The following is a 24,731-nucleotide window of genomic DNA, read 5'->3' as shown; positions in this document are numbered from 1 at the left end:
AGGGGTTGTGTTGTCGGTTCGGTGAGATCGAGAAGGGAAACCTCGCCATGTCCACGCACCCCACCCTCACCAAGGTCATCGTCATCGGCGGCGGTTACGCCGGAACACTGGCGGCCAACCATCTGCGCAAGCGCGCCGACGTCGACATCACCGTGGTCAATCCCCGCCCGGAGTTCGTCGAACGGGTCCGGCTGCACCAGTTCGTGGCCGGCACCAGGGAGGCCACGGTGGACTTCGGCACGCTGCTCGGCGACGGCATCCGGCTGGTCGTCGACAGCGCCGCACTCATCGACACCACCACCCGTACAGTGCGGCTGGAGTCGGGCGGCGCGCTGGACTACGACTACGTCATCTACGCCGTCGGCAGCACCGGGGCGATACCGTCCTCGGTGCCCGGGGCGGCCGAGTTCGCGTTCGACATCGCCGAGTACGAGCCCGCGCAGCGGCTGCGCGCCAGGCTGGAGGAGTTGCCCCTCGATGCTCCGATCACCGTGGTCGGCGGCGGGTTGACCGGCATCGAGACGGCCGCCGAGCTGGCCGAACGAGGACGCGCGGTCACGCTGGTGTGCGGCCGGGCCCTGGCGCCGTCCTTCGGCGCGCCCGCGCGCCGGGCCGTGGCCACGTGGCTGTCCCGGCACCGCGTCGCGGTGCTCGAGGACGGCATGGTGCGCGAGGTCCGCCCGGACGCGGTCGTCTTCACCGACGGTGGGGTACGCGCGAGCGCGCTGACCATCTGGGCGGGCGGTTTCGGCGTGCCCCGGTTGGCGGCCGCGAGCGGGCTGCGCACCGACGCGCTCGGCCGGCTGCTCACCGATGAGACGCTGACCAGCGTCGACGACGACCGCATCGTGGCGACCGGCGACGCCGCCGCGCCGTCCGGCCGGCCGCTGCGGATGAGCTGCTACGCCGCCGGCCCGCTCGGGGCGCAGGCCGCCGACACCGTGCTGAGCCGCATCGCCGGGACCGAACCGGCGGTGATCAGCCTGGCCTTCTCGGGCGCGTGTGTCAGCCTCGGCCGGCACACCGGCATCCGACAGCTCGCCCGCAAGGACGACACCGCGGTGAACCTCTACGTCGGCGGCCGCATGGGCGCGACGATCAAGGAGGTGACCTGCAACTTCGCGGTGAAGAGGATCCGCCGCGAGGCCCGCAGGCCGGGTTCCCTCTTCTGGGTGAAGGGCGGCCCGCGTCCCGAGCAGCCTTACGGGGCTGAGCTGCCCAACAGGTGATCCGCCCGTTCCGTCCGCAGGTGAAGCGCGCTTCGGCCCTTGCGCTGCGTCGAGACGAGACCCGCCCCTCGCAGCGCGCCCAGGTGTTGCGAGACGGCGCTGGGGGTGATGCCCAGGCGGGCGGCCAGGGCCGCGGTCGTCCGGGGTTCGGCCAGGGCGGCGAGCAGCGCCGTCCTCGTGTGCCCCAGCACCGGGGCCAGGCCCGCCAGCGCCGGCGGGGGCGGCTCCCAGAGCAGGCCGACGCCCACCGCCGGATAGCGGATCGACGCGGCGGCGACGGGGGACTTGTCGACCCCCACGTTCGGCCAGTTGAAGACGCTGGGCAGCAGGACCAGGCCCTGCCCACCGGTGTCCACCGTGTAGACGGCATGCGAGGTGCGCCGGCCGTGCACCACCAGCTGGCCGCCGTCCCAGGCGATGTCCCGGTGCAGCTCGGCGAACAGCGCCTGTACCCCGCCGTCCACCAGGGTGAGCGCCCGCCTGGCGACGTCGGCTTCCAGCACCGCCTGCATCCGGCCCCACTGTGGAGCGATCACCAGCTCGTGGCACCGGTGGAGCGCCTGCGCCAGCCGCGGCAGCACCGTTGCCGGCTCGGGGGCCTCCTCGGCCGGCACGCCCATTACCGCTCCGTACTCGCGCCGGAAGAAGAGCTCCTCCGTGGCCCGCAGCAGCTCCAGCTCCCTGGCCATCGACGGCAGCCGCTCCTGCGGCACCGGGAACAGGAACGACGGCATGGGTCCCGCGACGAGCGCCCGCAGCAGCGGCAGCTCGCGCTCATCCGCGATCAGCGGACGTGCCCTGCGCACCCAGGGCCGGTGCACCGCATGCCCGCCCGTGCCCAGCAGGATCCGGAGTGCGAGCACCGTCTCCCCCAGCGGCGAGACGGCGAACCGCACCCTGGCCACCGACGCCGCGGTGAACCTGATCTCGACCGCCATCCGTCCCACCCATCATGTAGCTGTGGCTAAACGATAGCCACCCGCCGCCGCCACCCCTCAGGCTGCGGGGCATGGAGTTCTTCACCTCGTACGACGGCACCAAGCTGAGCTACCACGTGGCCGGGGACGGTGCGCCGGTGGTCTGCCTGCCCGGCGGGCCGACGGCCGCCACCTATCTCGGCGACCTCGGCGGCCTGTCCGCGCACCGGCAGTTGATCCTGCTGGACCCGCGCGGCACCGGCCGGTCCGCGAAACCCCAGGACACCGCGTCCTACCGCTGTGACCGGCTCGTCGCCGACGTGGAGGCCCTGCGCGCGCACCTGGGCCTGGACCGGATGGACCTGCTCGCGCACTGCGCCGGTGCGAATCTGGCCGCGCAGTATGCGGCCCGCCACCCGCGGCGCGTCGGCAGGCTTGCGCTGATCACCCCGAGCGTCCGGGCCGTCGGCATCGCGCTCTCAGGTGACCTCCGGCGCGAGACGGCCCAGCTGCGCCACGCCGAGCCGTGGTTCCCGGAGGCGTACGCGGCCCTCGAGGCGATCGTGGCGGGCCGGGCCACGAACGACAGTTGGCAGGCCGTCGCGCCGTTCTCCTATGGCCGGTGGGACGAGGTGGCGCAGGCCCATCACGCGGCTGACGCGGAGCGGCAGGACCCGGAGGTCATGACGGCCTTCGGCGCCGAAGGCGCCTTCGACCCGGACGCCACCCGCGCCGCGCTCGCCCGGTTCGCATCGCCCGTACTGTTGCTCGCCGGAGAGGTCGATCTGGGAGCGCCTCCTCCGGCCATGGCCGAGTTCGCCGGGCTGTTCCCGAACGCCGAACTCGTCATTCAGCCCCGAGCCGGACACTTCCCGTGGCTCGACGACGCCGCCCGGTTCAGGTCCACCGTCGCGGCGTTCCTGGAGTAGCCGGCGGCGGGCCGCTGCTCTCCCGCACGATGAGCTCCGGCTCGTTCCAGGTCGGAAGGGACAGTGCGGCCTCCGGCCGCAGCCTGCGCAGCAGCAGGCCGAAGCACGCGCGGCCGAGACCCTCGAAGTCGAGCCGTACGGTGGTGAGCGAGGGGTGCAGGTAGGCCGACGCCGGCGTGTCGTCGAAGCCGACCACGCTGAGATCGCCGGGGATGTCCCGACCGGCCTCGCGCGCGGCCCGCATGACGCCCAGGGCCAGGTCGTCGTTGCCGCACAGGATGGCGGTCACCGAGCGGTCCGCCAGCAGGGAGCGCACCGCGAGGTATCCGGAGCGGGGAGTCCAGCCGCCGCGCAGAGGGTCGGGCAAGGGGCGGCCGGCGGCCCGCAGCGCGTCCTGCCAGCCACGGGTCCGCTGCGGAAGCGCGCTGGTGGAGGACGGGATGGCCACGTAGTGGACGGTCTGGTGCCCCAGGCTCAGCAGGTGGCGCGTCGCGTGCGCCGCCGCGGCCCGGTCGTCCAGCCAGAGCTGCCACGGGTCGCCGCCCGAGCCGTCGTCGGGACGTTCGACGGCGGCCGTCACCGGTGCGTCCGGCGGCAGCTCGCGGAGCGCCCGCTCGCCGGGGTCGTCGTAGGCGATCACCATGACGGGCTCCTGGGGCCGGTTGAGCCGCAGGGCGACGTCCGTGCTGTTCGCGCCCGGCTCCAGCACGCTGATGCCCACCGAGAAGCCGGCCGCCCTGGCCGCCTCCTCCATGCCGCGCAGCGTGGCCGCCGCGCCGAACAGGGCGGTGTCGGAGGTCAGCACGGTGACCGAGCTCGCCGGGCCACCGGCCAGCGTCCGGGCGAGCCGGTTGGGGCGGTAGCCGAGCTCGGCGATGACCTGCATCACCTTGGCCCGGGTCGACTCGCTCACGCGGGTCTTGCCGTTGATGACGCGGGAGACGGTCTGCTGGGAGACGCCGGCCACCCGGGCGACGTCCCAGATGCTCGCGGACCGGCCGGAAGGAGTGTCGTTCGGTGGCGTGTGACCGGTAACTCCCATGGTCCAGAGCCTACTTGACGGCTCCCTCGGCGAGGAGCCGTCCGCTTGTGCGTCAGGGGTTGGCAGCGCTGTGCCGCACACCTGCCCCGGCCGGGACGACGGAGGTCGCCATCCCGTTCAAGGTGAGCTTGAGGATCGGTGCGATGGTTCCGCCGAATGCCGCTCGTGCCTGCGCGGCCCGCGCGGATCGGAGATCCACGCCCGGGGACGACCGGTAGTTGGCGAAGCTGACCACGTGGAGGTCCGGCAGCACCAGCCAGGCGTAGGCCTGGTCCGGTTCGGCGCTGGGATTCCGGAGTACGAGCCCGGACCCGTTGAGCGGCTCGTACGGCCCCGTCAGGCTGGGAGAGACGAAGCCGTAGAGCCCGGTGGGCGCGAAGTCGGCCGGGTGGAAGGAGTGGCGCTGGGTGGAGAAGAAGAGGTAGTACCGGGACCGGTGGACGATGATGTGCGGCCGTTCCAGCTCATGGTTGATGCCCTCGGCCACGACGAGAGGCGGCAGCAGGGACCAGGCGCCGTTCCGCGTCTCGGCCAGGGCGATCGCACCGCTGAAGGGGTCGCCTTCCGCGACGGACGCGGCGACGAGCAGGTAATCGCGCCCGTCAGCCGGGTCGCGGAACCAGCCGGGATCGCGAAATGCCCTGATACGTCCCGGCGCCCCGGTGATCTCCTCGGCCGGCAGGTACATGCGGCCGTCCGAGCGGAGGAGCTCACGGTGCTCGGCGCCCGGGTCCAGCAGGATCCGGCGGCCGTCGGCGACCAGACCGGGGCGGGCCTCGACGACGCGCTGCCGGAACGTCGGGGGCGTTTCTCCGCGCCGTCCGGCGGCCGTGTAGAACACCGACACGGTGTCGTCGGGGCGGCGGACCGCCGATCCCGACCATTCCCGGCTGCCCGGCGAGGCGCCGTCGGCGAACGCGTGCCCCAGGTCCGTCCAGCTGTCGCCGTCCTTGGCGAGCAGGCGGATGCGGGCCTGGTCGTGGCGCTCCTCGGGGTGAGCGAGGATCGGCGCCGACAGCGCCATCCACAGCTCCTGGCCGCCGATCACGCAGGTCGAGCCGTCTTCCTCCTGGACGGGCCACAGGTCCCACAGGTCGTGGTCCGGCAGGATTCGGGGCAGGGCCGCGGGGTCGAAGACGGGTGCCGTGCTGCACCGGCTGGTCGCGGCGGCTTCGACGAGCAGCTCCAGGTGCCGCCGCGTCCAGCGCGCGGGTCGGCCGGCGCTCATGCGGCTCCCTGCCCACGGCGCGGGCCGGCTCCCGTCGGATCCGGCGCAGCGTTCAGTCGCCCTTGTGTGGGCATGGGGACAACCTTCCTTTTCATCCGCGCCTGCGCTCCTGCGGGTCGAGCAGGGCGGCGTGGGCCAGTTCGATCGCTCCGGTGATTCCCGAGTGGTCGCACGGCGCCCGCGAGGGTCTCCTGGGGTGTGGTCGTCGGCATCGTGCGGGTCGCGGTGTCGCGTTCATCGCCGTCAGCCCTTCAGGGAGCCCTGGAGCAGCGCCTTGACGAAGTGCCGCTGGAAGATGAGGAAGATCACGAGCGTGGGGGTCAGGATCAGCAGCGACCCGGCGCACAGCAGCGGGATGTCGGTGCCCCACTGCCCCTGGAAGGCGCCCAGCGCGCCGGACATGGTGCGCTTGGTGGGGTCGTCGACCAGGACGATGGCCAGCAGGAACTGGTTCCAGGTCCACAGGAACAGCAGGATGCCCAGGGACGAGATCGCCGGCATGGCCAGAGGGACGTGGATGCGCCGGAACAACTGCCAGACGTTGGCCCCGTCCATCCGCGCGCTCTCCGACAGCTCTCCGGGCATGTTGACGAAGTGCGCGCGCATCCAGAAGACGGAGAACGGCATGAACAGGCCGATGAGCGGCAGGATGATCGCCCAGCGCGTGTTGAGCAGTCCCATGTCGCGGATCTGGTAGTACAGCGGCGTGATGATGCCCTCGAAGGGCAGGGTCAGGCCGAGCACGAACAGCAGGAAGATCACGCGACCGCCGATGACGCGCAGGTGGCCGATGGCGAAGCCGGCCATCGTCGCCAGGACGATCGAGATCGGGACCACGCCGAGCACGATGAGGACGCTCGACTTCAGCAGCTCACCCATGTTCGCGGCCCGGAAGGCGGCGAGGAAGTTGCCCCACTGCGGGTCGGCCGGCCAGGCCAGCCCGGCCGGGTAGGTGCCTGACGGGTGCAGGGCGGTGACGAACAGGCTGAGGAACGGCAGGATCGTGATCGCCATCATGGCGATGAGCAGCACCCTGCCGGTCCAGGACTCCCGCCACGAGGTGATCATCGGTTGCCCTCCTTGGTGAACCACTGGATGGGAAGGGCGCAGGCGATCACGAGGACCATGAGCACCAGGGCCAGGGCCGAGGCCATGCCGACCTCGCGTTCGGAGAAGGCCAGGTAGTAGATCTGCAGGCCGGGCACCATGGTCGTGTTGCCCGGGCCGCCCTGGGTGGAGATGTAGATGATGTCGAAGCTGGCCAGGGCCGCGATCACGGTCACGGTGACGCAGACCGCGATCTCCTGCCGCAGGCTGGGGACGGTGATCGAGACGAACTCCCGCCACGGTCCGGCGCCGTCCAGCCGGGCGGCCTCGTACAGCGCCGGGTCGATCTTGCTCATGCCGGCCAGGAGCAGCAGCGTGCACAGGCCGAGGAGCACCCATGCGCCGATCATCCCGACCGCCGGCAGCGCGGTGGAGAAATCGCCCAGCCAGGCACGGGTGATCCCGCCGAGGCCGACGAGCGAGAGCAGCTGGTTGATCACGCCGGTGGAGGCCAGCAGCCAGCTCCAGGCGATGCCGGCGGCCACCAGCGGGATGACCTGCGGCAGGAAGAGCACGGTCCGCGCCACGAGGGCCAGCCGGCTCTGGGCGATGCGCCGGATGGTGGCGGCGATCGCCAGGCCCAGCAGGACCGGGATCGCGCTGAAGAAGACGATGAGCTTGACGGCGTTGATCAGCGAGTCGTACAGGTCCGGGTCGGTGAAGACCTTCCCGAAGTTGGCCAGACCGACCCAGGTGGACGGGCCGATGCCGTCCCACTCGTACAGCGAGTACTGGAACGTCAGAGCGATCGGACGCAGGACGAAGACCGCGTAGAAGGCGAACGCCGGCGCGACGAACAGCCAGCCGACCAGGCCGCGCGCGTCGCGCAGCCTGGCCGCGACCGGGCGCCGGTGCGAGGATCGGGCGCCGGCAGGACGGGTGACCACCTGCTTCAGTTCCCTTCGAGCTGGCCGGCGTAGTCGGCCTGGACCGTCTTCAGCAGCTCCTGCGGCTTCTGCTGCCCGGCCACCAGCTTCTGCAGCTGGGGTGTCCAGCTCTTGGCGTAGATGGCGCCGGTGGCGTTGGCGATGAAGTCCATCGCGCCGTTGTCCTTGGAGATGTCCGCTCCGGCCGCCAGCGTGCCGGCGGTGACCTTGTCCGCGGCCACCTCGGGCATGTACGCGTCGGCGGGACCCATCGGGCGCGAGCCGCCGACCTCGACGCCGATCTCGCGGGCCCGCTTGTCGGTGGCCACCCAGTCGAGGAAGAAGGCGGCGCAGTCGGCGTTCTTGGCGTTCGCGGCGATGCCGAAGGTGAGGGGCGCCGACATGGCGGCCCGCTTGCCGCCCTGCTGCGCCGGCGGCATCAGGGAGAAGCCGACGTCGCCCGGCATCTGCTTGTCGAGGTTGCCGGACTCCCAGTCGCCGTTGAACATGAACAGGCCCTGGCCGTCGATGAAGCGGCTCATCATCGTCGCGTAGTCGACCGCGTTGACGTCCTTCTGGAAGTATCCCGCCTTGATCCACCGTTCCAGGTGCTGAACGGCCTGCAGGTTCGACGGGGTGTCGATCGTGGCGCCGGGCTTCTGGAAGATCCAGTCGTTGATCGGGGCGGCCGGGCCGTAGGAGGCCATGAGGTCCTGCAGCGGGAACGCCAGGCCGCCGGTGGCGCCGCCGTTGAACTGCACGATGGGCGTGATGCCCGCCTTCTTGGCCTTGTCCAGCAGCGCGTCGAGTTCGGCCAGCGTGGCGGGCGGCGCGGACATCCCGATCTTCGCGGCGAGTTTCTTGTTGTAGAAGATCCCGGTCATGCTGGAGTTGAGGCCCAGGGCGTACAGCGAGCCCTCGCCGCGCGGCCGCCCGCCCGGGCCGAGGCGCAGCTGCTCAAGCTGGGAGGCCGGCCACTTGTCCCAGCCGAACACCTTCGCGTAGCCGTCGAGGTTCTTCAGCAGGTTGTCCTTGACAAGCTCGGAGACCTGGGGCAGGCGCATCAGGTCGGGCGGGTTGTCCGCCAGCACGCGGGGGGCGTTCTGCGTGATCACCGCGAACTGGTCCTCGCGGATGTTCCACGTGACGTTCGGGTGCTGCTTGGTGAACTCGGTGGTCAGCGCCTTGGGCAGCGGGAAACCGGTCTCGAAGTAGCCGTTCATCGTGATCGGCGCCGTGCCGCAGGTGGGCGCCGCGGACGGGGCCGACGCGCTGGTGGCCGCGGGCTGCGGGCTGTTGCTGCCGGGAGCCGCGCAGGCGGCGGCCAGCGTCCCCATGGCGATCACCAGCGCGGCCCCTGAGCGACCTCGACGAGCCATGTGCATCTCCTCTGCTGCCTGGGACAATCGGCGCAGGCTGATGTCCCGAACTCCGTTGCTAAATCGGGTTAGCGCCCGTTAGTCTCACGGTGCGTGTCGTACGATGTCAACCCCCCGTAACCCACTCTTGACGATCGGAGGTTCTGGGTGAGCCCACGACGGGTCACCTTGGCGGATGTGGCCAAGGCTGCCGGCGTCTCCCGCACGACCGCATCGCTCGTCCTGTCCGGCCGCGGCCGCGAGCTGCGCATCTCTCAGGACGTCGAGCAGCGGGTGCTGAAAGCGGCCGACGAGTTGCAGTACCGGCCCAACATCGTCTCCGTCGGCCTGCGCACGGGCACCACCCGGACGATCGGCTTCATCTCCGACACCATCGCCACCACGCGGCTGGCCGGTGACATGATCAAGGGAGCGCTCGAGGCCGCCCGCGACCGCGGCTTCATGCTGTTCATCGGTGAGACCGAGGGCGACGCCGAGCTCGAAAGCCTCCTGCTGCAGGCCATGCATGACCGGCAGGTGGACGGGCTCGTCCTGGCCTCGATGTTCACCAGGACCATCAAGGTGCCCAAGACCATCACGGCCACGCCCGCCGTGCTGCTCAACGCGCTGCCCGAGCAGCCCACTCCCCTGCCCGCCGTCCTTCCCGACGAGGTCGAGGCCGGCCGCCGCGCCGCCCGCATCCTGCTCGAGGCCGGCCACCGCGACGGCATCTACATGATCGGCGCCGGTCCGGGCCTGCGCGACGTGCCCGCCGAGAGCGTCGCGGCGGTGGAACGGCTCGTCGGCATCCGCGAGGCGCTCGGCGAGGTGGGGGTCGAGGTGGCGGGCGCTCGCACCTGCCCCGACTGGCAGCCCGAATACGGCCTCGCCGCGACCCGCGACCTCCTGCACACCGCCCAGCCGCGCGCGCTGGTCTGCTTCAACGACCGCATCGCCATGGGCGCGTACCAGGCACTCGACGATTTCGGGCTCAAGGTGCCCGCCGACGTCTCCGTCGTCTCCTTCGACGACCATCCCATCGCCTCGTGGGTGCGCCCCAAGCTGACCACCGTGGCGCTGCCCCATTACGAGCTGGGCCGCAAGGCCGTCGACGTGCTGTTCACCGAGATCGACCGCGACCGCACGGACGGCGACCGGGTGGGCGAGGTGCACCGGGTTCCGATGCCCGTACGCAGCCGCGAGTCCGTCGCGCCCCTCGGCTGAAGGCCCACCTGGGGGACGAGGCGGGCGTTGACACCCCGGCGTGATCGAAACTAAGTTGGCCGAGAAAAGTGATCGATCACTTTTTGGGTCGTCCGAGGGAGTGTTCATGCCTGCGTTTCCGTCCCCGATCCGCGTCGCCGTCGTCGGCGCCGGGGGCATCGCGAGAATCAGCCACCTTCCCGCCCTGGCCGCGGCCGGCGACGCGGTGCGGGTCGTGGCCGTGTGCGACGTCGACTCCGCCCGCGCGCACGAGCTGGCCGAATCCCACGGCATCCCGGGCCGCTACACGGATGTGGCGGACCTGCTGGCGCGGGAGAGCCCCGATCTGGTCGTCGTCGCGACCCCGCCGGTGGCGCACCGGGAGGCGGTGATCGCCGGCCTGGACGCCGGCGCGTGGGTCTGGTGCGAGAAGCCGCCGACGCTGTCGCTGGCCGAGTACGACGAGATCACCGCCCACGAGAAGGACGGCGGCCCGTACGCCGGCTACGTCTTCCAGCACCGCTTCGGCAGCGCGGCCCAGCGGCTGCGCCGGCACATCGGCGACGGCGAGCTGGGTTCGCCGCTCGTCGCGGTGTGCAACACGCTGTGGTACCGCGGCCACGACTACTTCGAGGTGCCGTGGCGTGGCAAGTGGGAGACCGAGGGCGGCGGCCCGACCATGGGCCATGGCATCCACCAGATGGACCTCCTGCTCAGCCTGCTCGGTGACTGGCACGAGGTGCACGCCGTGGCGGCGACGCTCGGCCGCAAGGTCGAGACCGAGGACGTGTCGTTCGCGATCGTCCGGTTCGCCTCCGGCGCCGTCGGCTCGATCGTGAACAGCGTGCTGTCCCCCCGTGAGACGAGTTACCTGCGCTTCGACTTCAGCGACGCCACCGTCGAGGTCGAGCACCTCTACGGCTACGACAACTCCCACTGGCGCTGGACGCCCGCCCCGCATGTCACCGACCAGGACAGAATCGCCGGCTGGGCACCGGCCGAGAACACCGGCAGCTCCCACCGCGCCCAGCTCGCCACCCTGCTGGCCGCCATGTCAGCCGGGGAGCGGCCCCCGGCGAGCGGCGCCGACGGCAGGCGCGTCATGGAGCTGATCACGGCCATGTACCAGTCGGCCATCACGGGGCGGCCCGTCACCCGGGCCGAGCTCGACGAGACGAACCCCTTCTACCACTCGCTCAACGGCGGCGACCTGCCGACCGCTCTCCGCCGCCTCCAGCACCAGGAGTCCGACCATGCCTGAAACCAAGCTCAGCGTCCGCGACGAGGACAGCTCCCTGATCGTCACCGCCGGCGACGTGGACATCGCGCAGTACGTCTACCGGCCGGACGCGCCCGACGCCGAGGCGCCCAAGCCGTACATTCACCCCATCCGCAGCCTGTCCGGCGCGCCCATGTCGGTCTACCGGCCGCACGACCACCGCTGGCACAAGGGCCTGCAGATGACCTGGGCGCACCTGTCCGGGCAGAACTTCTGGGGCGGCCCGACGTTCTCGGTGGAGCGGAACTACCACTGGGAGGACAACCTCGGCCACATGAACCACATCGGCTTCACCGAGCTCTCCTCCGACGGAGAGCGGGTGACGGTCGCGGAGAGCCTGCACTGGGTCTCGGCGCAGGGCGAGCACTGGATCACCGAACAGCGCCGCCAGGTCTTCCACGGCGTGGACGCCGAGCGCGGCATCTGGGCCCTGGACTTCACCACACAGCTGCGCAACGTCCGCGGCGCCACGCTCGACTTCGGCAGCCCCACCACGCACGGCAGGCCGATGGCCGGGTACGCGGGCTACTTCTGGCGCGGCCCCAGGTCCTGGACCGGAGGCACGATCATCGCCGCCGGCGGCCAGGGCGGGGAGGAGATGATGGGTGCCGAAGCCCCGTGGCTGGCGATGGTCGGGCAGCACGACGAGATCGACGGCGGCGGCACCGTACTGGCCATCGCCGGGCACTCCAGCGCGTCCGTGCCGATCAAGTGGTTCGTCCGCAGGGAGGCGTTCGCCGTGATCAGCCCCTCCCCCTCCTTCGACGAGGAGATCGCGCTGGCCGACGGCGACACCCTCGAACTCGCGCACCGCTACGTCTTCATCGACCACATGTGCGACCGGGCGGAGCTGGACGAGCTCGGCGCGGAGTTCGCACTGTGACCCCGCTGTTCCCCGGCGGCACCTCGATCAGCGACCTGGCGGTCTACGACTGGGAGTGCGCCGACGGCGTCCATGGCGGCACCCCGCACCTGCACACCGTCTCGACGGAGGCCTACGTCGTGACCGGGGGCCGCGGGGAGGTGCACACCCTCAGCGCCGCGGGCTTCGCCCGGGACCGGCTCGAAGCGGGCACGGTGTTGTGGTTCTCCCCCGGCACGATCCACCGCCTGGTCAACGAGGAGGATCTGCGGCTGATCGTGATCATGCAGAACGCGGGGCTGCCCGAGGCCGGCGACGCCGTCCTCACCTTCCCCGCCGACGTCCTGCGCGACCGTGACGCCTACCTCGCCGCCGCCACGCTGCCGGCGGACGGCTCGGAGGCCGAGCGGGCGGCCGCCGCCCGGACCCGCCGCGACCTCGCCGTCACCGGCTTCCAGCAGCTCCTGAAGGACGTGGACGACCGGGGCGGCCAGGCGCTGGCGGACTTCCATGGCCTCGCCGCCGCGCTCGTCCGCCCACGGGCCGGGTCGTGGGCGGAGCTGTGGAGCGGGACCGTCGAGGCCGAGACCGAACGCACCCGCCGGCAGCTCGCGGCGATCGCCGACGGCGACCCGGCCCACCTCGGGCAGGCCGCCGTCGTCCGGACCACGCCCAGACCGGGGCCCCGGGCGTTCGGCATGTGCGGACGCCTCCAAACCTGGACGCCCGAGCCCGGCGCGGGGAGCGAGGTCAACCGAGAACGATCGTGGTCAGGGCACGCGGCAGGAGCGTGACCGCCCCGTCCGTCACGGGGACGGGTCCGAGTGACTCGTCCTCGTTCGTCAGGTAGGCAGCGACCTCGCCGCCCACTCCCTCCCAGGTCACAGGGGTCATGCCGGTGTTGAGGACCTCGACGACCCGGGAGCCGTCGGGGTTGCGGAACGCGGACACCTTCAGGGCGGGCTTCGCGACCGCCGTCTCGAGCCTGACCGCGCCGGGCCTGACGAAGCGGCTGTAGGCGGCCAGCGCCCACAGCCGCTTGGAGACCCGGTAGGACTTGGCCGCCTCGTCGATCAGCAGCAACGCCCGGGTGTTTCCGACGGAAGCGCCCAGCCAGTACACATAGCCGGAGACGTGGCCGAGGGTGAGCGCGTCGTGCACGGCCAGGGCGATCGTGAAGCCGTCGGAGCCGCTGCCGTCGTACCAGCTCTCGTTCCAGCTGGTGCCGTTGGGATGCCACTCCGACATCCACGTCGGCCGTTCCGTCGGCAGCGGGGAGTCCACGGGGGTGGCGTAGCTGTGCCCGGTGTGGACCTTCACCCAGCGACGGGCCTCGGCGTCGGCCTCGATCGCGGCCGTGTACGCCCTGGCCTCCGTCCAGCCGACCGACTCGCAGCACACCACCCGCATGCCCGAGGCGATGGGACCGAGCACCTTGACGAACTGGGCGGCCTCCTCGGAGGTGAAGCGCATGGAGGCGTACGGGGCCGTCCAGTCGGGCTCGTTCGCGAACCCCAGGTCGGTGATCCGGATGCCTTCCCGCGCGTAGAACCTCGTGTACTGCACCAGGTAGTTCGCGTAGGCATGCCGCCACTCCGGCTTCAGCCTGCCGCCGTTCCTGTCCTCGCCGGTGTCCTTCATGTAGCCGGGCGCGCTCCAGGCGACGGCGAAGAAGCGCCGCACGCCGTACTCCTGCGCGGCCTTGGCCAGCCACACCTGGCCGTTGTCGTCGCCGTCCCACACGTACTCGGGCGGTGCGTCCGGGCCGCCGGGGTCCTCGGGCTGGATCGACACCATCTCGTCGTACGGGCTGCCCGCCGGGGACGAGCCGATGCCGAGCCGCAGAATGCTCAGCCCGGCGCCCTTCTCTCGGCTGAACCACAGGTCGAGGATCTCCCGCTGCCTGTCCTCCGGGAGGGCCCTGACCAGTTCGTTCCGCCGGAACGCCATGGAGATCCCGAACCCGTCGATGGTCTGGTGCCGGACTCCATCGTCGATCGTGATCGCCGGTGGATCGGCCGGCCGGGGTTCGTTCATCACGGAAACTCCGAGCATGTGACTGCGACGACCTTGCTGGCGACCATCCTGCCCGAACTCTGGATCCGGCGCCGTGACGGGTCGCCCGCGTTGAGTGCCGCGGGCAGGCCGGCCAGGTTGTTGGCCGGCGCGATCGCATATTAGTGATCGATCACTTTAGCGTCAACGCTAGGCTGTCCCGCAAGGAGCGAGGAAAGGGGGTCCCTTTGGGCGAGTCCGAGACGCCGCGCGTCACGATCCACGAGGTGGCCCGGCGTGCGGGCGTTTCCCACCAGACGGTTTCCCGCTACTTCCGCCACAACGAAGGCTTGAAGCCGGAGACCCGCAGGAAGATCGACCTGGTCGTCCGGGAGCTCAACTACCGGCCCAACCTGGTCGCGCGCTCCATGCGCACCCGGCGCACCAACCGGCTGGCGATCACCCTTCCCGCCTCCACCTATCTCTGGCCGGTACGCCTGCTCAGCGCCGCCTCCACGGCCGCTCACGCCGAAGGCTTCCAGCTGGAGGTCGTCAGCATGGAGGGCGACCCCCGCGCCAGGGCGGAGCGGATCCTGGAGCTCGCGGGCTCGGGGCAGGTCGAGGGCATCCTGTCCTTGACGCCCCTCGAGATCGACCCCGGGGCGTCGCCGGTCCCCATCGTGGTCACGGGCGACTACGACGACAACCTCCGCAGCGTCAACGAGCTCGCGGACGCCTCTCCGATCCGCGAGATCATCGAATATCTCGCCTCGCTGGGGCACAGAGTCTTCTTCCACATCGCCGGCACGCAGACTTTCGCCTCCGCCCGCAATCGCAAACTGCTCTACGAGCAGACGATCAAGCAGTACGGGCTCACGTCGTACGGCATCGCCCTCGGGGACTGGAGCCCGCAGTCCGGCTACGACGCCGTCCGGGGGCTGCCCGAAGGGAGCGGCGTGACCGCCGTCGTCGCCGCGAACGACCACGTGGCCATGGGCGCCGTACGAGGAGCGCTCTCCCGGGGCTGGCGCGTTCCCGACGACGTCAGCGTGTTCGGCTGGGACGACGAGGAACTGGGGCGCTTCGCCAGCCCGTCGCTCTCCACGGTGGCCGTCGATCGCGCGGTTCAGGGGCGGGAGGCCATGGCCAAGCTCATCGCGGAGGTCCGGGGCGAGCCGGTGCCGGAATCCCCCTCACGGTCGATCAACCGGGTGATCGTACGCGAGACCGTGGGTCCGCCACCGTACGCGTCCGAGCGGGGCGGTGTGTGATCGATAACGCATGGGCCGACCAATAGCTGCGACGGCCACCAACTCGCCACGCTGAAACTTTCACCCTGCCTTGACATGCGCCGTGCGCCGCCCTTACACCGTTGGGTGTTATCGATAACGCACCTCATGCATCGGCTCGGCAGAGAGAGTTGCGCGATGTCCAGACGTAGACCCTTGTTGACCGCCTTATCGGTCGTGGCGCTCGTCGTCCTGGTGACCACCGGCGGCCCGGCGCTGAGCGCCGACTCCGGCAGGACGTCACCCGGTGCCGTCGCGGCGACCGCGGGATGCGGCAAGGCACCGGGGCTGGCGAGCGGTACGCGTTCGATCCAGACCAGCGGCAAGAACCGCAGCTACATCCTCAAGGTCCCCGACAACTACGACATGAACCACCCCTACCGGCTGATCTTCGGGCTCCACTGGCTGGGCGGCACCGCCACCGACGTCGCCACCGGTCAGACCGTGCAACGGGACGTCTGGGCCTACTACGGGCTCCAGCGCCTGGCGAACAACAGCACGATCTTCGTCGCGCCCCAGGGCTTCAACAACGGCTGGGGCAACTCCAACGGTGAGGACCTGACCTTCGTCGACGACCTGGTCCGGCAGATCGAGGGAGCTCTCTGCGTCGACACCACGCAGCTGTTCGCCACGGGTTTCAGCTACGGCGGCGCCATGTCGTACGCGATCGCCTGCGCCCGGGCCAACGTCTTCCGCGCGGTCGCGGTCCAGTCCGGCGGCCAGCTCAGCGGCTGCAGTGGCGGCACCCAGCCCATCGCCTACATGGGGATCCACGGCATCAGGGACAACGTGCTCAACATCTCCGGCGGACGATCCCTGCGTGACCGGTTCGTCCGGAACAACGGCTGCACCGCCCAGAGCCCGCCCGAGCCGGCGCAGGGCAGCCTGACGCACAGAGTCACCACCTACTCCGGATGCTCGGCCGACCATCCGGTCGTGTGGGCGGCGTTCGACGAAGGTCACATCGCCGCGCCGCAGGACGGGGCCGGCGGCGACAGCGGCTCCAGGACCTGGGTCCCGGCAGAGGTGTGGAAGTTCTTCACCCAGTTCCAGAGCGGCCCGACACCGACACCGACACCCACACCCACACCGACGCCTGTTCCGGGGGCGTGCTCGGCCACGTTGGAGACGGTCAACAGCTGGGACGGCGGGTTCCAGTCGACGGTGACGGTCCGGGCGGGCAGCGCGCCGGTCGACGGCTGGACCGTGAAATGGACCTGGCCCGGCGGGCAGAGCATCAGCAGCCTGTGGAACGGCACGCAGAGCAGCTCCGGCTCCGCCGTGACGGTCCGCAACGCCTCCTACAACGGCTCCCTCGCCGCAGGCGCCTCCACCACCTTCGGCTTCACCGCCAACGGCACCGCGGCCACCCCCACCGCCACCTGCACCAGCCCCTGACCTCTCGTTCATCCGGCTTTTGGAGGGCCCTTGCGCAAGGTGAGAACGCTTCTCGCCGCCGGCATTCTCATAGGCGGTCTGATCGCCCTGGAAGACCAGGCCGGCGCCCTGGACAACGGGGTCGCCCGCACACCCCCCATGGGCTGGAACAGCTGGAACACCTTCGGCTGCAGCATCAACGAGGCGCTGATCAAGCAGATGGCCGACGCCATCGTCAACTCCGGCCTGCGCGACCTCGGCTACAAGTACGTCGTGGTCGACGACTGCTGGTTCGACCCCGCCCGCGACTCGGCGGGGAACCTGCGGGGCAACCCGTCGCGATTCCCCGGCGGGATGAAGGCCCTCGGCGACTACCTGCACGCCAATGGGCTGAAGTTCGGCATCTACCAGGTGCCCGTGGACAAGACCTGCGCCCAGTACTTCGGCAGCTACCCGGGCGCGACCGGAAGCCAGGGGCACGAGGTCCAGGACGCCAAGCAGTTCGCCGCCTGGGGGGTGGACTACCTGAAGTACGACTGGTGCTCGCCCAACGGCACCATCGACGACCAGGTCCGCACGTTCGCGAAGATGCGGGACGCGCTGGCGGCGACCGGGCGGCCGATCGTCTACAGCATCAACCCGAACAGCATCCACGCCAAGACCGGGCCCCAGCGCAACTGGGGCGACGTCGCCAACCTGTGGCGGACGACCGAGGACATCACCAACAAGTGGAACACCGGCCAGACGAACGGATACCCGATGGGCATCCAGAACATCGTCGACGTCACCGTCCCGCTCGCCTCGTACGCCAGGCCAGGCGCGTTCAACGACCCCGACATGATGGAGATCGGCCGGGGCGGCATGACCGACACCGAGATGCGCAGCCACTTCGCCCTCTGGGCGATCATGGCCTCACCCCTCATCGCCGGGAACGACCTGCGCGCCATGGACCCGGCGACGACGACCATCCTGAAGAACCCGAACCTGATCGCCATCAACCAGGACCCGCTCGGCCTGCAGGCACACCAGGTCAGCAACGACGGAACCCGGCGCGTGCTGGCCAAGAAGCTCGGCAACGGCGACGTCGCGGTCGCCCTGTTCAACCAGGGCGGCAGCACCACCACGATCAGCACCACCGCGACGGCGATCGGCCTGGCGGGCGATTCGTTCACCCTGCACGACGCCTGGACGAACACCGTCAGCACCAGCACCGGCACCATCTCGGCCGCCGTGCCCTCGCACGGCACCGTCGTCTACCGGGTCAGCGGCGGCACCTCCTCGACACCGACGCCGACGCCCACTCCCACGCCCACGCCGAGCGGGCAACCGGGCGGGTGCACGGCGACGTACCGGCTGGTCAACGACTGGGGCACCGGCTTCCAGAGCGAGGTGACCGTCACCAACAACGGGCCGTCCGCACTCAACGGCTGGACCGTGAACATGACGCTGGCCGGTGGACAGGCCATCACGAGCCTGTGGAACGGCGTGAACACCGGCACCACCGGCATGGTCACCGTCAAGAACACCTCCTACAACGGCACCATCGCCGCCAACGGGACGACGACGTTCGGCTTCACCGCCAACGGCAACGGCTCGACCGCCCCCACCGGCGTCACCTGCACGACCCCGACCTCTCAAGGAAGGTAAGCGACCCATGCGACAGGTCAGCTCTTTACGCCGACGAGTGGCACTCCCGGCCGCCTTCGTCGTCGCATTGTCGACGGCCGGTGCCGGCTACCGGTGAATCGGCCGTGGCGGCGGCCCGTACCTCCCGCCGGGGGTCCTACGCGGGCACGGCCTTTCGCCGGGCGGCGGCCGCCGCCACGTTGACGGGCATGCGCCCGAAGATCAGGCCGTGGAAGGGGCTGATCACCCACCAGTAGAGGTGCCCGAGCAGGCCGTGCGGATGGAAGATCGCCCGCTGCCGGTAGAAGGTGCTACCGCCGGAGCGGGAGACGCTCAGTTCCAGCCAGGCCAGGCCCGGCAGTCGCATCTCGGCGCGCAACCGTAGCAGGCGACCGGGCAGCACCTCTTCCACCCGCCAGAAGTCGAGCGTGTCGCCCGTCCTCAGCCGGTGTGCGTCACGCCGCCCGCGGCGCAGCCCGACGCCGCCGAAGAGCCTGTCCAGCAGGCCGCGCAGGTGCCAGGCGACCGGAAGGGAGTACCAGCCGTTGTGACCGCCGATACCCTCGATGACCTGCCACAACGCCTCGGGGGCCGCGTCCACCCGGAGGCTGCGGCAGTCGATGTAGAGGCTGCCGCCCGCCCAGTCGGGATCGGTCGGCAGCGGGTCGCTCGGGGCGCCGGGTGTGGAGGCCGAGGACCAGCGAGTGGCCACGTCCGCCTCCTTGATCTTCTTGAGCGCCAGTGAGACGGCCTCGCGGAAACCGATCAACCCGTCCTCCGGGTCGGTCACGTAGCGAGCGATGTCGTGCTCGCCGCAGATCCCCTCATTGCGCAGTGACTCGACCAGCGGCCGCGCGATCCCCGACGGGACCGGGGTGACCAGGCCCACCCAAAGGCTCGACAACCTCGGGGTGAGCACCCTCACGGGAATGATCGCGCGGTGGGGCAGACCGGCCACGGACGCGTACCCGTGCATCATGTCGGCGTAGGTCAGCACGTCCGGGCCGCCGATGTCGAAGGCACGGTTGACCTCGTCGGGCACGCTCGCCCAGGCGGTGAGGTAACGCAGCACGTCCCGTACGGCGATGGGTTGCGTGCGGGTGTGCACCCAGCGGGGCGTCGTCATGACCGGCAACCGTTCGGTCAGGTACCGCAACATCTCGAACGACGCCGAACCGGAGCCGATGATGACCGCGGCCCGCAGCACCACCGCCGGCACGCCTGCCCGCAGGAAGATCTCGCCCACCTCCGCCCTGGACCGCAGATGAGGGGAAAGCCGCTCGCTGGGGACGAGCCCACCGAGGTAGACGATGCGACGTACCCCCGCCTGCTCGGCCGCCGCCGCGAACGTCTCGGCAGCCCTGCGGTCGTTCTCGGCGAACTGCCCGGCCCCGCCCATCGTGTGGATCAGGTAGTAGGCCACCTCGATGCCGTCCAGGGCCTCCCGGGTCTGTCCGGGATCGGTGGCGTCCGCCTTGACGACCGACGTCCGCGCCACCCAGGGCAGGTCCCGCAGTCTCTCAGGGGATCGTGCCATGCAGCGGACCTCGTGACCTGCCGCGAGCAGTTCGGGGGCCAGCCGGCCGCCGATGTAGCCGGTCGCCCCGGTGACCAGACAACGCGCCATCTCCGCACCCTCCGCTGTAGGGTGTGCCCTTCGGGCCGGGCTACCCAGCAGATCGGGACATAACCGCACGTCAGAGCGCTACGAGTCGCGGGCGCGCCGCAGCACCGGCAGCCCCGTACCGGAGTCGAGCACCAGGCGGTCTCCAAGCGGCCGGGCGAGCGTGACCGTGGTCGTGGCCGTCTTGAGTATGTCCGGGCAGGGCTTGCCCGAGCCGGAGTCCTCCTCGTCCACGTCGACCACCACCAGTTGTCCGGTCTCGTAGGCGCGTGCCCCGTGAACGGTGTCGCAGGCGCCGTACCCGTAGCGGAGCAGCAGCTCTCTTGGCTTGCCGGCGACGAGGTCGAACGCCATCACCTCTTCGACGCTCCCCTGCTCCCGCTCGGGCCGGGCGGTGACGGCCGAGGGGTCGACCGCCACGTGGACCTTCTTCTGCTCGACCCCCTCGACGGTGAACATCCAGGCGGGCACCTGGATCGCGCCGCGGCTGGTCTCCAGCGGGACCTTGCCCAGCTTGGCCCCGGTCACCCGGAGGAGGCGGCATCCCTTGGCCGGACACTCCTCTTCGATGAGACCGGCCGGTTTGCTGAACTCCGCGTACGCCCGCTCCGCCGTGATGAGCGGCACCTGCGAGACCTCGCCGTCCGGCCATCGCACCTCGGCGCGGGCCGGGGAGCCGGTGGGCAGCCTGGCGGCCAACCGCCAGGCGCCGTTGTGCGAGCTCCTGTTCACCCAGGCCGGGATTCGGCGCACATGGTTCCATCCCTGCGGATTCAGCACCTCCAGCGCGACGAACCCCTTGCGCCAGGCGCGGTCGTCGGCCGACCCCTGCCAGCGCTCCGCCACCTCACGAGCGCGCCTCTTGAACTCATCGGACCCGCCGGCCGGAGAGACCCCACCGCAGGAGGAGAGGAGCAGTATCAGGGACAGGAACGCGATCACTCTTCGCATGAGACCTCCGCCTGGCTTTCCGAGTCTCAGGACCCGGTGCCAGTCTCGATGATCTCGGCGCCGTGGTGAGCCGGTCGGCGGCGTGGTTTCCCGTTCGACAGCCGCAGTCCGGGGGTGAGCGCCTGGACGGGCGGCGGACCGGAGTGCGCCGAGGCCGTTGCACGCGGTGACAGCGTTATCACTGTGACGTCAGGGGACGCCCCAATCTTCCTGTGATTACTTAGCGCATGGAATTGCTACTCACAGTAATCGTACGAGGTGAAAGGTCTCCATGCGCAGCATCCTGACCAGGACCGTCACGGCTATCGCCGCCATCGCGACGCTCGGCTTCGCCGCCCCCGTGCCCGCCCAGGCAGCGGCCCCGGCCTACTTCGAGTTCACCGACTTCACCCGGGCACAATTCATCGTCCAGATCACCGACCCCGACAAGATCCAGCACGCCCGCGACCTGCTCAGCGGCGCCACCGCGGACAGGCCACACGTCATCGGACGCATCGTGCCGCGCCCCGCTCCCTACAACCCTCGCTGGAGCTACCAGCTGCGGCCCGAGACGATCGACTTCTTCGACGTCGCGATCGAGGTCTGCGACGCGACCATTCCCTACGTCGAGGAGAACCTGGACGAGGCCGGCGGGGCGTTCCTGCCCGGCTATGTCTGGTGCCCCTGGTCTTCCCGGCTCGTGCGCGAAATTCCGACGGCATAGGCCCTGACGTCGTCTGCCATCGCGGCCCCCGGAGAAGCGATCCGGGGGCCGCCCGCGCAGTTCGACCGCCCTTGACGACGCAGCCCGTACCATCGGGCGCATGACGTGCGTGCTGGTCGTGGAGGACGACCTGGTCATCCGGTCCGAGCTGGTCGAGGCGCTGGCCGCCCAGGGTTACGAGGCGGAGCCGGCCGCGGACGGGGCCGAGGCGCTGCGGGCGGCGGAGCGGCGGCAACCCGATCTCGTCCTGCTGGATCTGGGGCTGCCCGACGTGGACGGGGTGGCCCTGTGCCGGCGGCTCCGGGCAAGGGCGCCGGACACGGTGATCGTCGTGCTCACGGCCCGTACCCAGGAGTTCGAGGTCGTGGTGGCGCTCGACGCGGGTGCCGACGACTACCTGACCAAGCCGTTCCGGCTGACCGAGCTGATGGCCAGGATCCGCGCCCACCTGCGGCGGCGCGGACCGGCCCAGGGGGAACGGCTGCTGACCGCCGGGCGGCTGCGGCTCGATCTGCCCGCCCGGCGCGCCTACGTCGGGGAGGCGGAGGTGGCGCTGCGGCCCAAGGAGTTCGATCTGCTGGCGGCGCTGGTGAGCCGGGCGGGCGAGGTGGTGACGCGCGAGCAGCTCATGGACGAGGTGTGGGACGAGAACTGGTTCGGTCCGACCAAGACCTTGGACGTGCACGTGTTCGCGCTGCGCCGCAAACTGGCCGAGCACGGCGAGGGGATGGAGCGGATCGTCACGGTACGGGGGCGCGGATACCGCTACGAGCCATGACCATCACCTGCCGTGGCCGGGCAGCAGCAGGCTGAACAGCGGCGGTCTGGCCCGGCTGAGCACCAGCCTGCCGCCTTCGGCCTCGGCCAGCGAGCGGGCCAGGGCGAGGCCGATGCCGTGGCTGTCGCCGCTGGACCTGACGAACGGATCGACGCCCTCGGCCACGCCCGTCCCATGATCGCCCACCTCGATGGCCAGCCCGGGGCCGACGTCGGAGACGGTGACCGCGACCTCTCCATGGCCGTGACGTACCGCATTGTCGACGAGTACGCGCAGGATCTGCCGGACGGCCGCGGGCTGAGCCGTCGCCGGCGGCAGTTCCGGCTCCACGGTGATCGTCAGGCGGCGGCCGTGCTCGGCCAGCGGACCGTGCCACTCCTGCCGGACCTCCTCCATCAGCCCGCCGACGTCGAGGTGTTCGGTCGGCACGCGGCTGTCGCGGCTGAGTCGTACGAGATCGTCGATCACCTCCTGCAGCCGCTCGCCCCTGCTCAGCGCGGCCCGTACCGCCGGAACCAGGTCTGCTCCGGGGCGGGACAGGGCGGATTCCAGGCCGAGCAGCAGGCCGGTCAGACCCGTGCGGAGCTGATGGGAGACGTCGGCGCTGAAGGCCCGCTCGCGCGACAGCACGGCCCCGAGGCGGCGGGCGGTCGACTCCAGGGCCTGCCCGGCCTGGTCGGCCTCGCGCAGGCCGGAAGGGGAGGCGCGGACGCTGAAGTCGCCGCCGCCGAGGGCCTGCGCCGCGGTGGTGAGCCGTTCGAGCGGCGCGGCGAGCCTGGCCGACTGCCGCACGGCCGCGCCCGCGGCCAACGCGATCACGATCAGCGCGAGTCCGCCCAACAGCAACCATGCCTCGTGAACGCGCTCCTCGACCTGCGCGTTCGGTGTCGCCACCCGGATGACCATGGCGGTGCCCTCGTCGGAGGGGACCGGCGCGGACACGGCCAGGAAACCGCCCTCGACGGCGTCGTGGACGCGTCCGTCCTTGCTGGAGACGGTCAGCCGTGAGTGAGCGGGACCGTCGCCGAACAGCCGGGCGCCGGTCACGTTGTAGCCGCCGATGGCCAGGCCACCCGACATGCCCGTCGGCAGTCTCAACGGCGTCCGCGGCTCGTCGGGCACGGCTGCGGCCACCCAGGCCGCGTCGCGTTGCAGGGCCGCCACGGTCTGGTCGTGGAAGAGCAGGCTCACCGCGACCGCCAGCGGCACCAGGAAAAGCGCGACGGCCAGGGCGGTCACGCTCACGATCACCACCAGCACCCGCCGCCGCAGCGGCACGCCCCGCGCTGTCACCCCTCCAGAGTGGCAGACGCCAGGTAAACGCCCCGCTAACCCGCTGTTGGGGACGCTCTCCGCCCGGCTTCGGACCAGGATTAACCCCGCGTTATGAATGGCCGAACCTTCCGCTGTCCCACGTTTGCGCAGACTGACGGGGTCAGTACGACGTCAATGCATCGGAGATATTTCAATGCGTAAGTCCATGCTCATCCCCGGACTCGCCACCGTGGCCGTCCTCGTCGCGGGCGGCGGAGCCGCCGCGTTCGCCTCCTCCACCGGCCAGAGCCCTGCCCCCGCCGCCACCCAGTCCGCCGCCCCCGCCGAGAACGAGGCAGCCACGCCCCAGGAGAGCGCGGAGCCCGGCGAGGGCACCAAGGAAGACGAGCAGGGCCAGACGGCCGAGGCCGAGGACGGCGACGACGACCAGGTCGGCGAGCAGTCCGAAGCCGAGGACGGCCAGGACGACAACGCTCAGGAAGGCAAGCAGGGCCAGGCGGACGACCAGCACGAGCAGGAGGGCAAGGGCGACGCCTCCGAGCCCGAGGACGGCTGAACCAGGCGCCGGGCACCCCGCTCGGGTGCCCGGCTCGGTCGCGAGCGTGCGGCGACCGCAGGAAGATCTTTGCCTGTCTTCGCGCGTTCGCCGTGTGCCCGGGGTATCGCCCGCGCCATCATGCCGCATGCCGAATGCGCAGCTCAGGGGTCGATTTCCCACCGAAGTGGGGCGTAACGGCCTGCTGGTCATCGCGGCCCGGGCACTGCGGACCTTCGGGTACGGATGTACCAGCGTGCTCCTGGCCGAGTTGCTCGCCCAGGACGGCGACGCACCCTGGCAGACCGGGCTGCTGCTGGCCGTGGCCGCCGCCGGTTCGGTGTTCGCGAGCCTGATGCTGGGCCTGTTCGCCGACGTGTGGGGACGGCGGCGAACGCTGATCGCGTGCGGCTGCCTGATGGCGGTGACCGGCGTCGTGTTCGCATTCAGCGAGTCGTACCCTGTGCTGGTCGCCGCCGCCTTCATCGGGACGATCTCGCCCTCCACCAACGACAACACCCCGTTCTCCGGGGTGGAGCAGGCGATCCTCGCCCAGAA

Annotated in this window: 23 protein-coding genes; 13 read left to right on the top strand and 10 right to left on the bottom strand. The window is 70.8% G+C overall.

Features of this window, described 5'->3' with window-relative positions; translation table 11 throughout:
* Window positions 1-47: 47 nt before the first annotated feature.
* The gene (locus tag ABZX61_RS24495; RefSeq protein ID WP_355197897.1) at window positions 48-1,229 is read left to right on the top strand and encodes an FAD-dependent oxidoreductase; all 1,182 of its coding nucleotides are present in this window, start codon (window positions 48-50) and stop codon (window positions 1,227-1,229) included.
* Here ABZX61_RS24495 and ABZX61_RS24490 read toward each other — a convergent pair.
* Window positions 1,202-2,167, bottom strand: a complete 966-nt coding sequence (locus ABZX61_RS24490; RefSeq protein WP_355197895.1) for a DUF5937 family protein — start codon at window positions 2,165-2,167, stop codon at window positions 1,202-1,204. The two genes, ABZX61_RS24495 and ABZX61_RS24490, sit on opposite strands and share 28 nt — an antisense overlap.
* A gap of 71 nt (window positions 2,168-2,238) precedes the next feature.
* Between ABZX61_RS24490 and ABZX61_RS24485 the strand changes: the two genes are divergently transcribed.
* Entirely contained in the window at window positions 2,239-3,075 is an 837-nt protein-coding gene (locus ABZX61_RS24485; protein WP_355197893.1) for an alpha/beta hydrolase, read from the top strand.
* Here the strand turns inward: ABZX61_RS24485 and ABZX61_RS24480 are convergent.
* The 5 genes from ABZX61_RS24480 to ABZX61_RS24460 all read right to left on the bottom strand — a co-directional run bounded on the left by ABZX61_RS24480 (window position 3,044) and on the right by ABZX61_RS24460 (window position 8,697).
* Window positions 3,044-4,117: a LacI family DNA-binding transcriptional regulator gene (locus ABZX61_RS24480; protein WP_355197891.1), complete on the bottom strand. Its 1,074-nt coding sequence runs from the start codon at window positions 4,115-4,117 to the stop codon at window positions 3,044-3,046. The two genes, ABZX61_RS24485 and ABZX61_RS24480, sit on opposite strands and share 32 nt — an antisense overlap.
* Window positions 4,118-4,169: 52 nt before the next feature.
* Entirely contained in the window at window positions 4,170-5,345 is a 1,176-nt protein-coding gene (locus ABZX61_RS24475) for a glycoside hydrolase family 68 protein (RefSeq protein WP_355197889.1), read from the bottom strand.
* A 243-nt stretch (window positions 5,346-5,588) separates the two neighbouring features.
* On the bottom strand, window positions 5,589-6,413 hold the full coding sequence (locus ABZX61_RS24470) for a carbohydrate ABC transporter permease (RefSeq protein WP_350739560.1): 825 nt from the start codon (window positions 6,411-6,413) through the stop codon (window positions 5,589-5,591).
* Window positions 6,410-7,339 (bottom strand): sugar ABC transporter permease, encoded by a 930-nt coding sequence (locus tag ABZX61_RS24465; RefSeq protein WP_355197887.1) that lies wholly within the window; start codon window positions 7,337-7,339, stop codon window positions 6,410-6,412. The genes ABZX61_RS24470 and ABZX61_RS24465 overlap by 4 nt, the downstream gene beginning before the upstream one ends.
* Before the next feature lie 5 nt (window positions 7,340-7,344).
* Window positions 7,345-8,697 carry an extracellular solute-binding protein gene (locus tag ABZX61_RS24460; RefSeq protein ID WP_355197885.1) on the bottom strand — a complete coding sequence of 451 codons (1,353 nt, stop codon included), beginning with the start codon at window positions 8,695-8,697 and terminating at the stop codon, window positions 7,345-7,347.
* Window positions 8,698-8,874: 177 nt separating this feature from the next.
* Here ABZX61_RS24460 and ABZX61_RS24455 point away from each other — a divergent pair, with 177 nt between their 5' ends.
* The 4 genes from ABZX61_RS24455 to ABZX61_RS24440 all read left to right on the top strand — a co-directional run bounded on the left by ABZX61_RS24455 (window position 8,875) and on the right by ABZX61_RS24440 (window position 12,814).
* A complete protein-coding gene (locus tag ABZX61_RS24455) occupies window positions 8,875-9,900 on the top strand; it encodes a LacI family DNA-binding transcriptional regulator (protein WP_355197883.1) in 1,026 nt (341 codons plus the stop codon).
* Window positions 9,901-10,006: 106 nt separating this feature from the next.
* Window positions 10,007-11,140: a Gfo/Idh/MocA family oxidoreductase gene (locus ABZX61_RS24450; RefSeq protein ID WP_355197881.1), complete on the top strand. Its 1,134-nt coding sequence runs from the start codon at window positions 10,007-10,009 to the stop codon at window positions 11,138-11,140.
* Complete coding sequence (locus ABZX61_RS24445) at window positions 11,133-12,041, top strand: PmoA family protein (RefSeq protein ID WP_355197879.1); 909 nt, start codon at window positions 11,133-11,135, stop codon at window positions 12,039-12,041. Before ABZX61_RS24450 ends, ABZX61_RS24445 begins: the two co-directional genes overlap by 8 nt.
* A complete protein-coding gene (locus ABZX61_RS24440) occupies window positions 12,038-12,814 on the top strand; it encodes a cupin domain-containing protein (protein WP_355197877.1) in 777 nt (258 codons plus the stop codon). The genes ABZX61_RS24445 and ABZX61_RS24440 overlap by 4 nt, the downstream gene beginning before the upstream one ends.
* Here ABZX61_RS24440 and ABZX61_RS24435 read toward each other — a convergent pair.
* Entirely contained in the window at window positions 12,771-14,057 is a 1,287-nt protein-coding gene (locus ABZX61_RS24435) for a glycoside hydrolase (RefSeq protein ID WP_350739579.1), read from the bottom strand. The genes ABZX61_RS24440 and ABZX61_RS24435 overlap by 44 nt on opposite strands.
* Window positions 14,058-14,263: 206 nt before the next feature.
* Here ABZX61_RS24435 and ABZX61_RS24430 point away from each other — a divergent pair, with 206 nt between their 5' ends.
* The 3 genes from ABZX61_RS24430 to ABZX61_RS24420 all read left to right on the top strand — a co-directional run bounded on the left by ABZX61_RS24430 (window position 14,264) and on the right by ABZX61_RS24420 (window position 18,328).
* On the top strand, window positions 14,264-15,286 hold the full coding sequence (locus ABZX61_RS24430) for a LacI family DNA-binding transcriptional regulator (protein WP_355197874.1): 1,023 nt from the start codon (window positions 14,264-14,266) through the stop codon (window positions 15,284-15,286).
* Window positions 15,287-15,442: 156 nt separating this feature from the next.
* Window positions 15,443-16,702: a cellulose binding domain-containing protein gene (locus tag ABZX61_RS24425; protein ID WP_355197872.1), complete on the top strand. Its 1,260-nt coding sequence runs from the start codon at window positions 15,443-15,445 to the stop codon at window positions 16,700-16,702.
* Between the two features lie 39 nt (window positions 16,703-16,741).
* Window positions 16,742-18,328 carry a cellulose binding domain-containing protein gene (locus ABZX61_RS24420; protein ID WP_355198568.1) on the top strand — a complete coding sequence of 529 codons (1,587 nt, stop codon included), beginning with the start codon at window positions 16,742-16,744 and terminating at the stop codon, window positions 18,326-18,328.
* Between the two features lie 136 nt (window positions 18,329-18,464).
* Here ABZX61_RS24420 and ABZX61_RS24415 read toward each other — a convergent pair whose 3' ends face one another.
* Window positions 18,465-19,934 carry an SDR family oxidoreductase gene (locus ABZX61_RS24415; protein ID WP_355197870.1) on the bottom strand — a complete coding sequence of 490 codons (1,470 nt, stop codon included), beginning with the start codon at window positions 19,932-19,934 and terminating at the stop codon, window positions 18,465-18,467.
* Between the two features lie 78 nt (window positions 19,935-20,012).
* The gene (locus tag ABZX61_RS24410; RefSeq protein ID WP_355197868.1) at window positions 20,013-20,882 is read right to left on the bottom strand and encodes a hypothetical protein; all 870 of its coding nucleotides are present in this window, start codon (window positions 20,880-20,882) and stop codon (window positions 20,013-20,015) included.
* A 271-nt stretch (window positions 20,883-21,153) separates the two neighbouring features.
* Here ABZX61_RS24410 and ABZX61_RS24405 point away from each other — a divergent pair, with 271 nt between their 5' ends.
* A complete protein-coding gene (locus tag ABZX61_RS24405; RefSeq protein ID WP_355197866.1) occupies window positions 21,154-21,585 on the top strand; it encodes a calmodulin-binding protein in 432 nt (143 codons plus the stop codon).
* Between the two features lie 100 nt (window positions 21,586-21,685).
* On the top strand, window positions 21,686-22,363 hold the full coding sequence (locus ABZX61_RS24400) for a response regulator transcription factor (RefSeq protein WP_355197864.1): 678 nt from the start codon (window positions 21,686-21,688) through the stop codon (window positions 22,361-22,363).
* Between the two features lie 3 nt (window positions 22,364-22,366).
* Here the strand turns inward: ABZX61_RS24400 and ABZX61_RS24395 are convergent, their stop codons facing one another.
* Window positions 22,367-23,656: a HAMP domain-containing sensor histidine kinase gene (locus tag ABZX61_RS24395; RefSeq protein WP_355197862.1), complete on the bottom strand. Its 1,290-nt coding sequence runs from the start codon at window positions 23,654-23,656 to the stop codon at window positions 22,367-22,369.
* Window positions 23,657-23,831: 175 nt separating this feature from the next.
* Between ABZX61_RS24395 and ABZX61_RS24390 the strand changes: the two genes are divergently transcribed.
* Both ABZX61_RS24390 and ABZX61_RS24385 read left to right on the top strand, forming a co-directional pair.
* Entirely contained in the window at window positions 23,832-24,194 is a 363-nt protein-coding gene (locus ABZX61_RS24390; protein ID WP_355197860.1) for a hypothetical protein, read from the top strand.
* A 166-nt stretch (window positions 24,195-24,360) separates the two neighbouring features.
* A partial coding sequence (locus tag ABZX61_RS24385; protein ID WP_355197858.1) for an MFS transporter occupies window positions 24,361-24,731 on the top strand: 371 nt, incomplete at its 3' end.

This window comes from Nonomuraea sp. NPDC003709 (genome assembly GCF_040610775.1).
In the GTDB taxonomy this organism is placed as follows: Bacteria; Actinomycetota; Actinomycetes; order Streptosporangiales; family Streptosporangiaceae; genus Nonomuraea; species Nonomuraea angiospora_A.
The sequence above is the reverse complement of the archived record's forward strand: the minus strand, read 5'-3'. Positions and strand labels throughout refer to the sequence as shown.

Bases quoted from the DNA above. Each gene is read 5' to 3' on its own strand.
- ABZX61_RS24495 (WP_355197897.1), top strand. From the start codon at position 48: ATGTCCACGCACCCCACCCTCACCAAGGTCATCGTCATCGGCGGCGGT.
- ABZX61_RS24490 (WP_355197895.1), bottom strand. From the start codon at position 2,167: ATGGCGGTCGAGATCAGGTTCACCGCGGCGTCGGTGGCCAGGGTGCGG.
- ABZX61_RS24485 (WP_355197893.1), top strand. From the start codon at position 2,239: ATGGAGTTCTTCACCTCGTACGACGGCACCAAGCTGAGCTACCACGTG.
- ABZX61_RS24480 (WP_355197891.1), bottom strand. From the start codon at position 4,117: ATGGGAGTTACCGGTCACACGCCACCGAACGACACTCCTTCCGGCCGG.
- ABZX61_RS24475 (WP_355197889.1), bottom strand. From the start codon at position 5,345: ATGAGCGCCGGCCGACCCGCGCGCTGGACGCGGCGGCACCTGGAGCTG.
- ABZX61_RS24470 (WP_350739560.1), bottom strand. From the start codon at position 6,413: ATGATCACCTCGTGGCGGGAGTCCTGGACCGGCAGGGTGCTGCTCATC.
- ABZX61_RS24460 (WP_355197885.1), bottom strand. From the start codon at position 8,697: ATGGCTCGTCGAGGTCGCTCAGGGGCCGCGCTGGTGATCGCCATGGGG.
- ABZX61_RS24450 (WP_355197881.1), top strand. From the start codon at position 10,007: ATGCCTGCGTTTCCGTCCCCGATCCGCGTCGCCGTCGTCGGCGCCGGG.
- ABZX61_RS24445 (WP_355197879.1), top strand. From the start codon at position 11,133: ATGCCTGAAACCAAGCTCAGCGTCCGCGACGAGGACAGCTCCCTGATC.
- ABZX61_RS24435 (WP_350739579.1), bottom strand. From the start codon at position 14,057: ATGAACGAACCCCGGCCGGCCGATCCACCGGCGATCACGATCGACGAT.
- ABZX61_RS24425 (WP_355197872.1), top strand. From the start codon at position 15,443: ATGTCCAGACGTAGACCCTTGTTGACCGCCTTATCGGTCGTGGCGCTC.
- ABZX61_RS24415 (WP_355197870.1), bottom strand. From the start codon at position 19,934: ATGGCGCGTTGTCTGGTCACCGGGGCGACCGGCTACATCGGCGGCCGG.
- ABZX61_RS24410 (WP_355197868.1), bottom strand. From the start codon at position 20,882: ATGCGAAGAGTGATCGCGTTCCTGTCCCTGATACTGCTCCTCTCCTCC.
- ABZX61_RS24405 (WP_355197866.1), top strand. From the start codon at position 21,154: ATGCGCAGCATCCTGACCAGGACCGTCACGGCTATCGCCGCCATCGCG.
- ABZX61_RS24400 (WP_355197864.1), top strand. From the start codon at position 21,686: ATGACGTGCGTGCTGGTCGTGGAGGACGACCTGGTCATCCGGTCCGAG.
- ABZX61_RS24390 (WP_355197860.1), top strand. From the start codon at position 23,832: ATGCGTAAGTCCATGCTCATCCCCGGACTCGCCACCGTGGCCGTCCTC.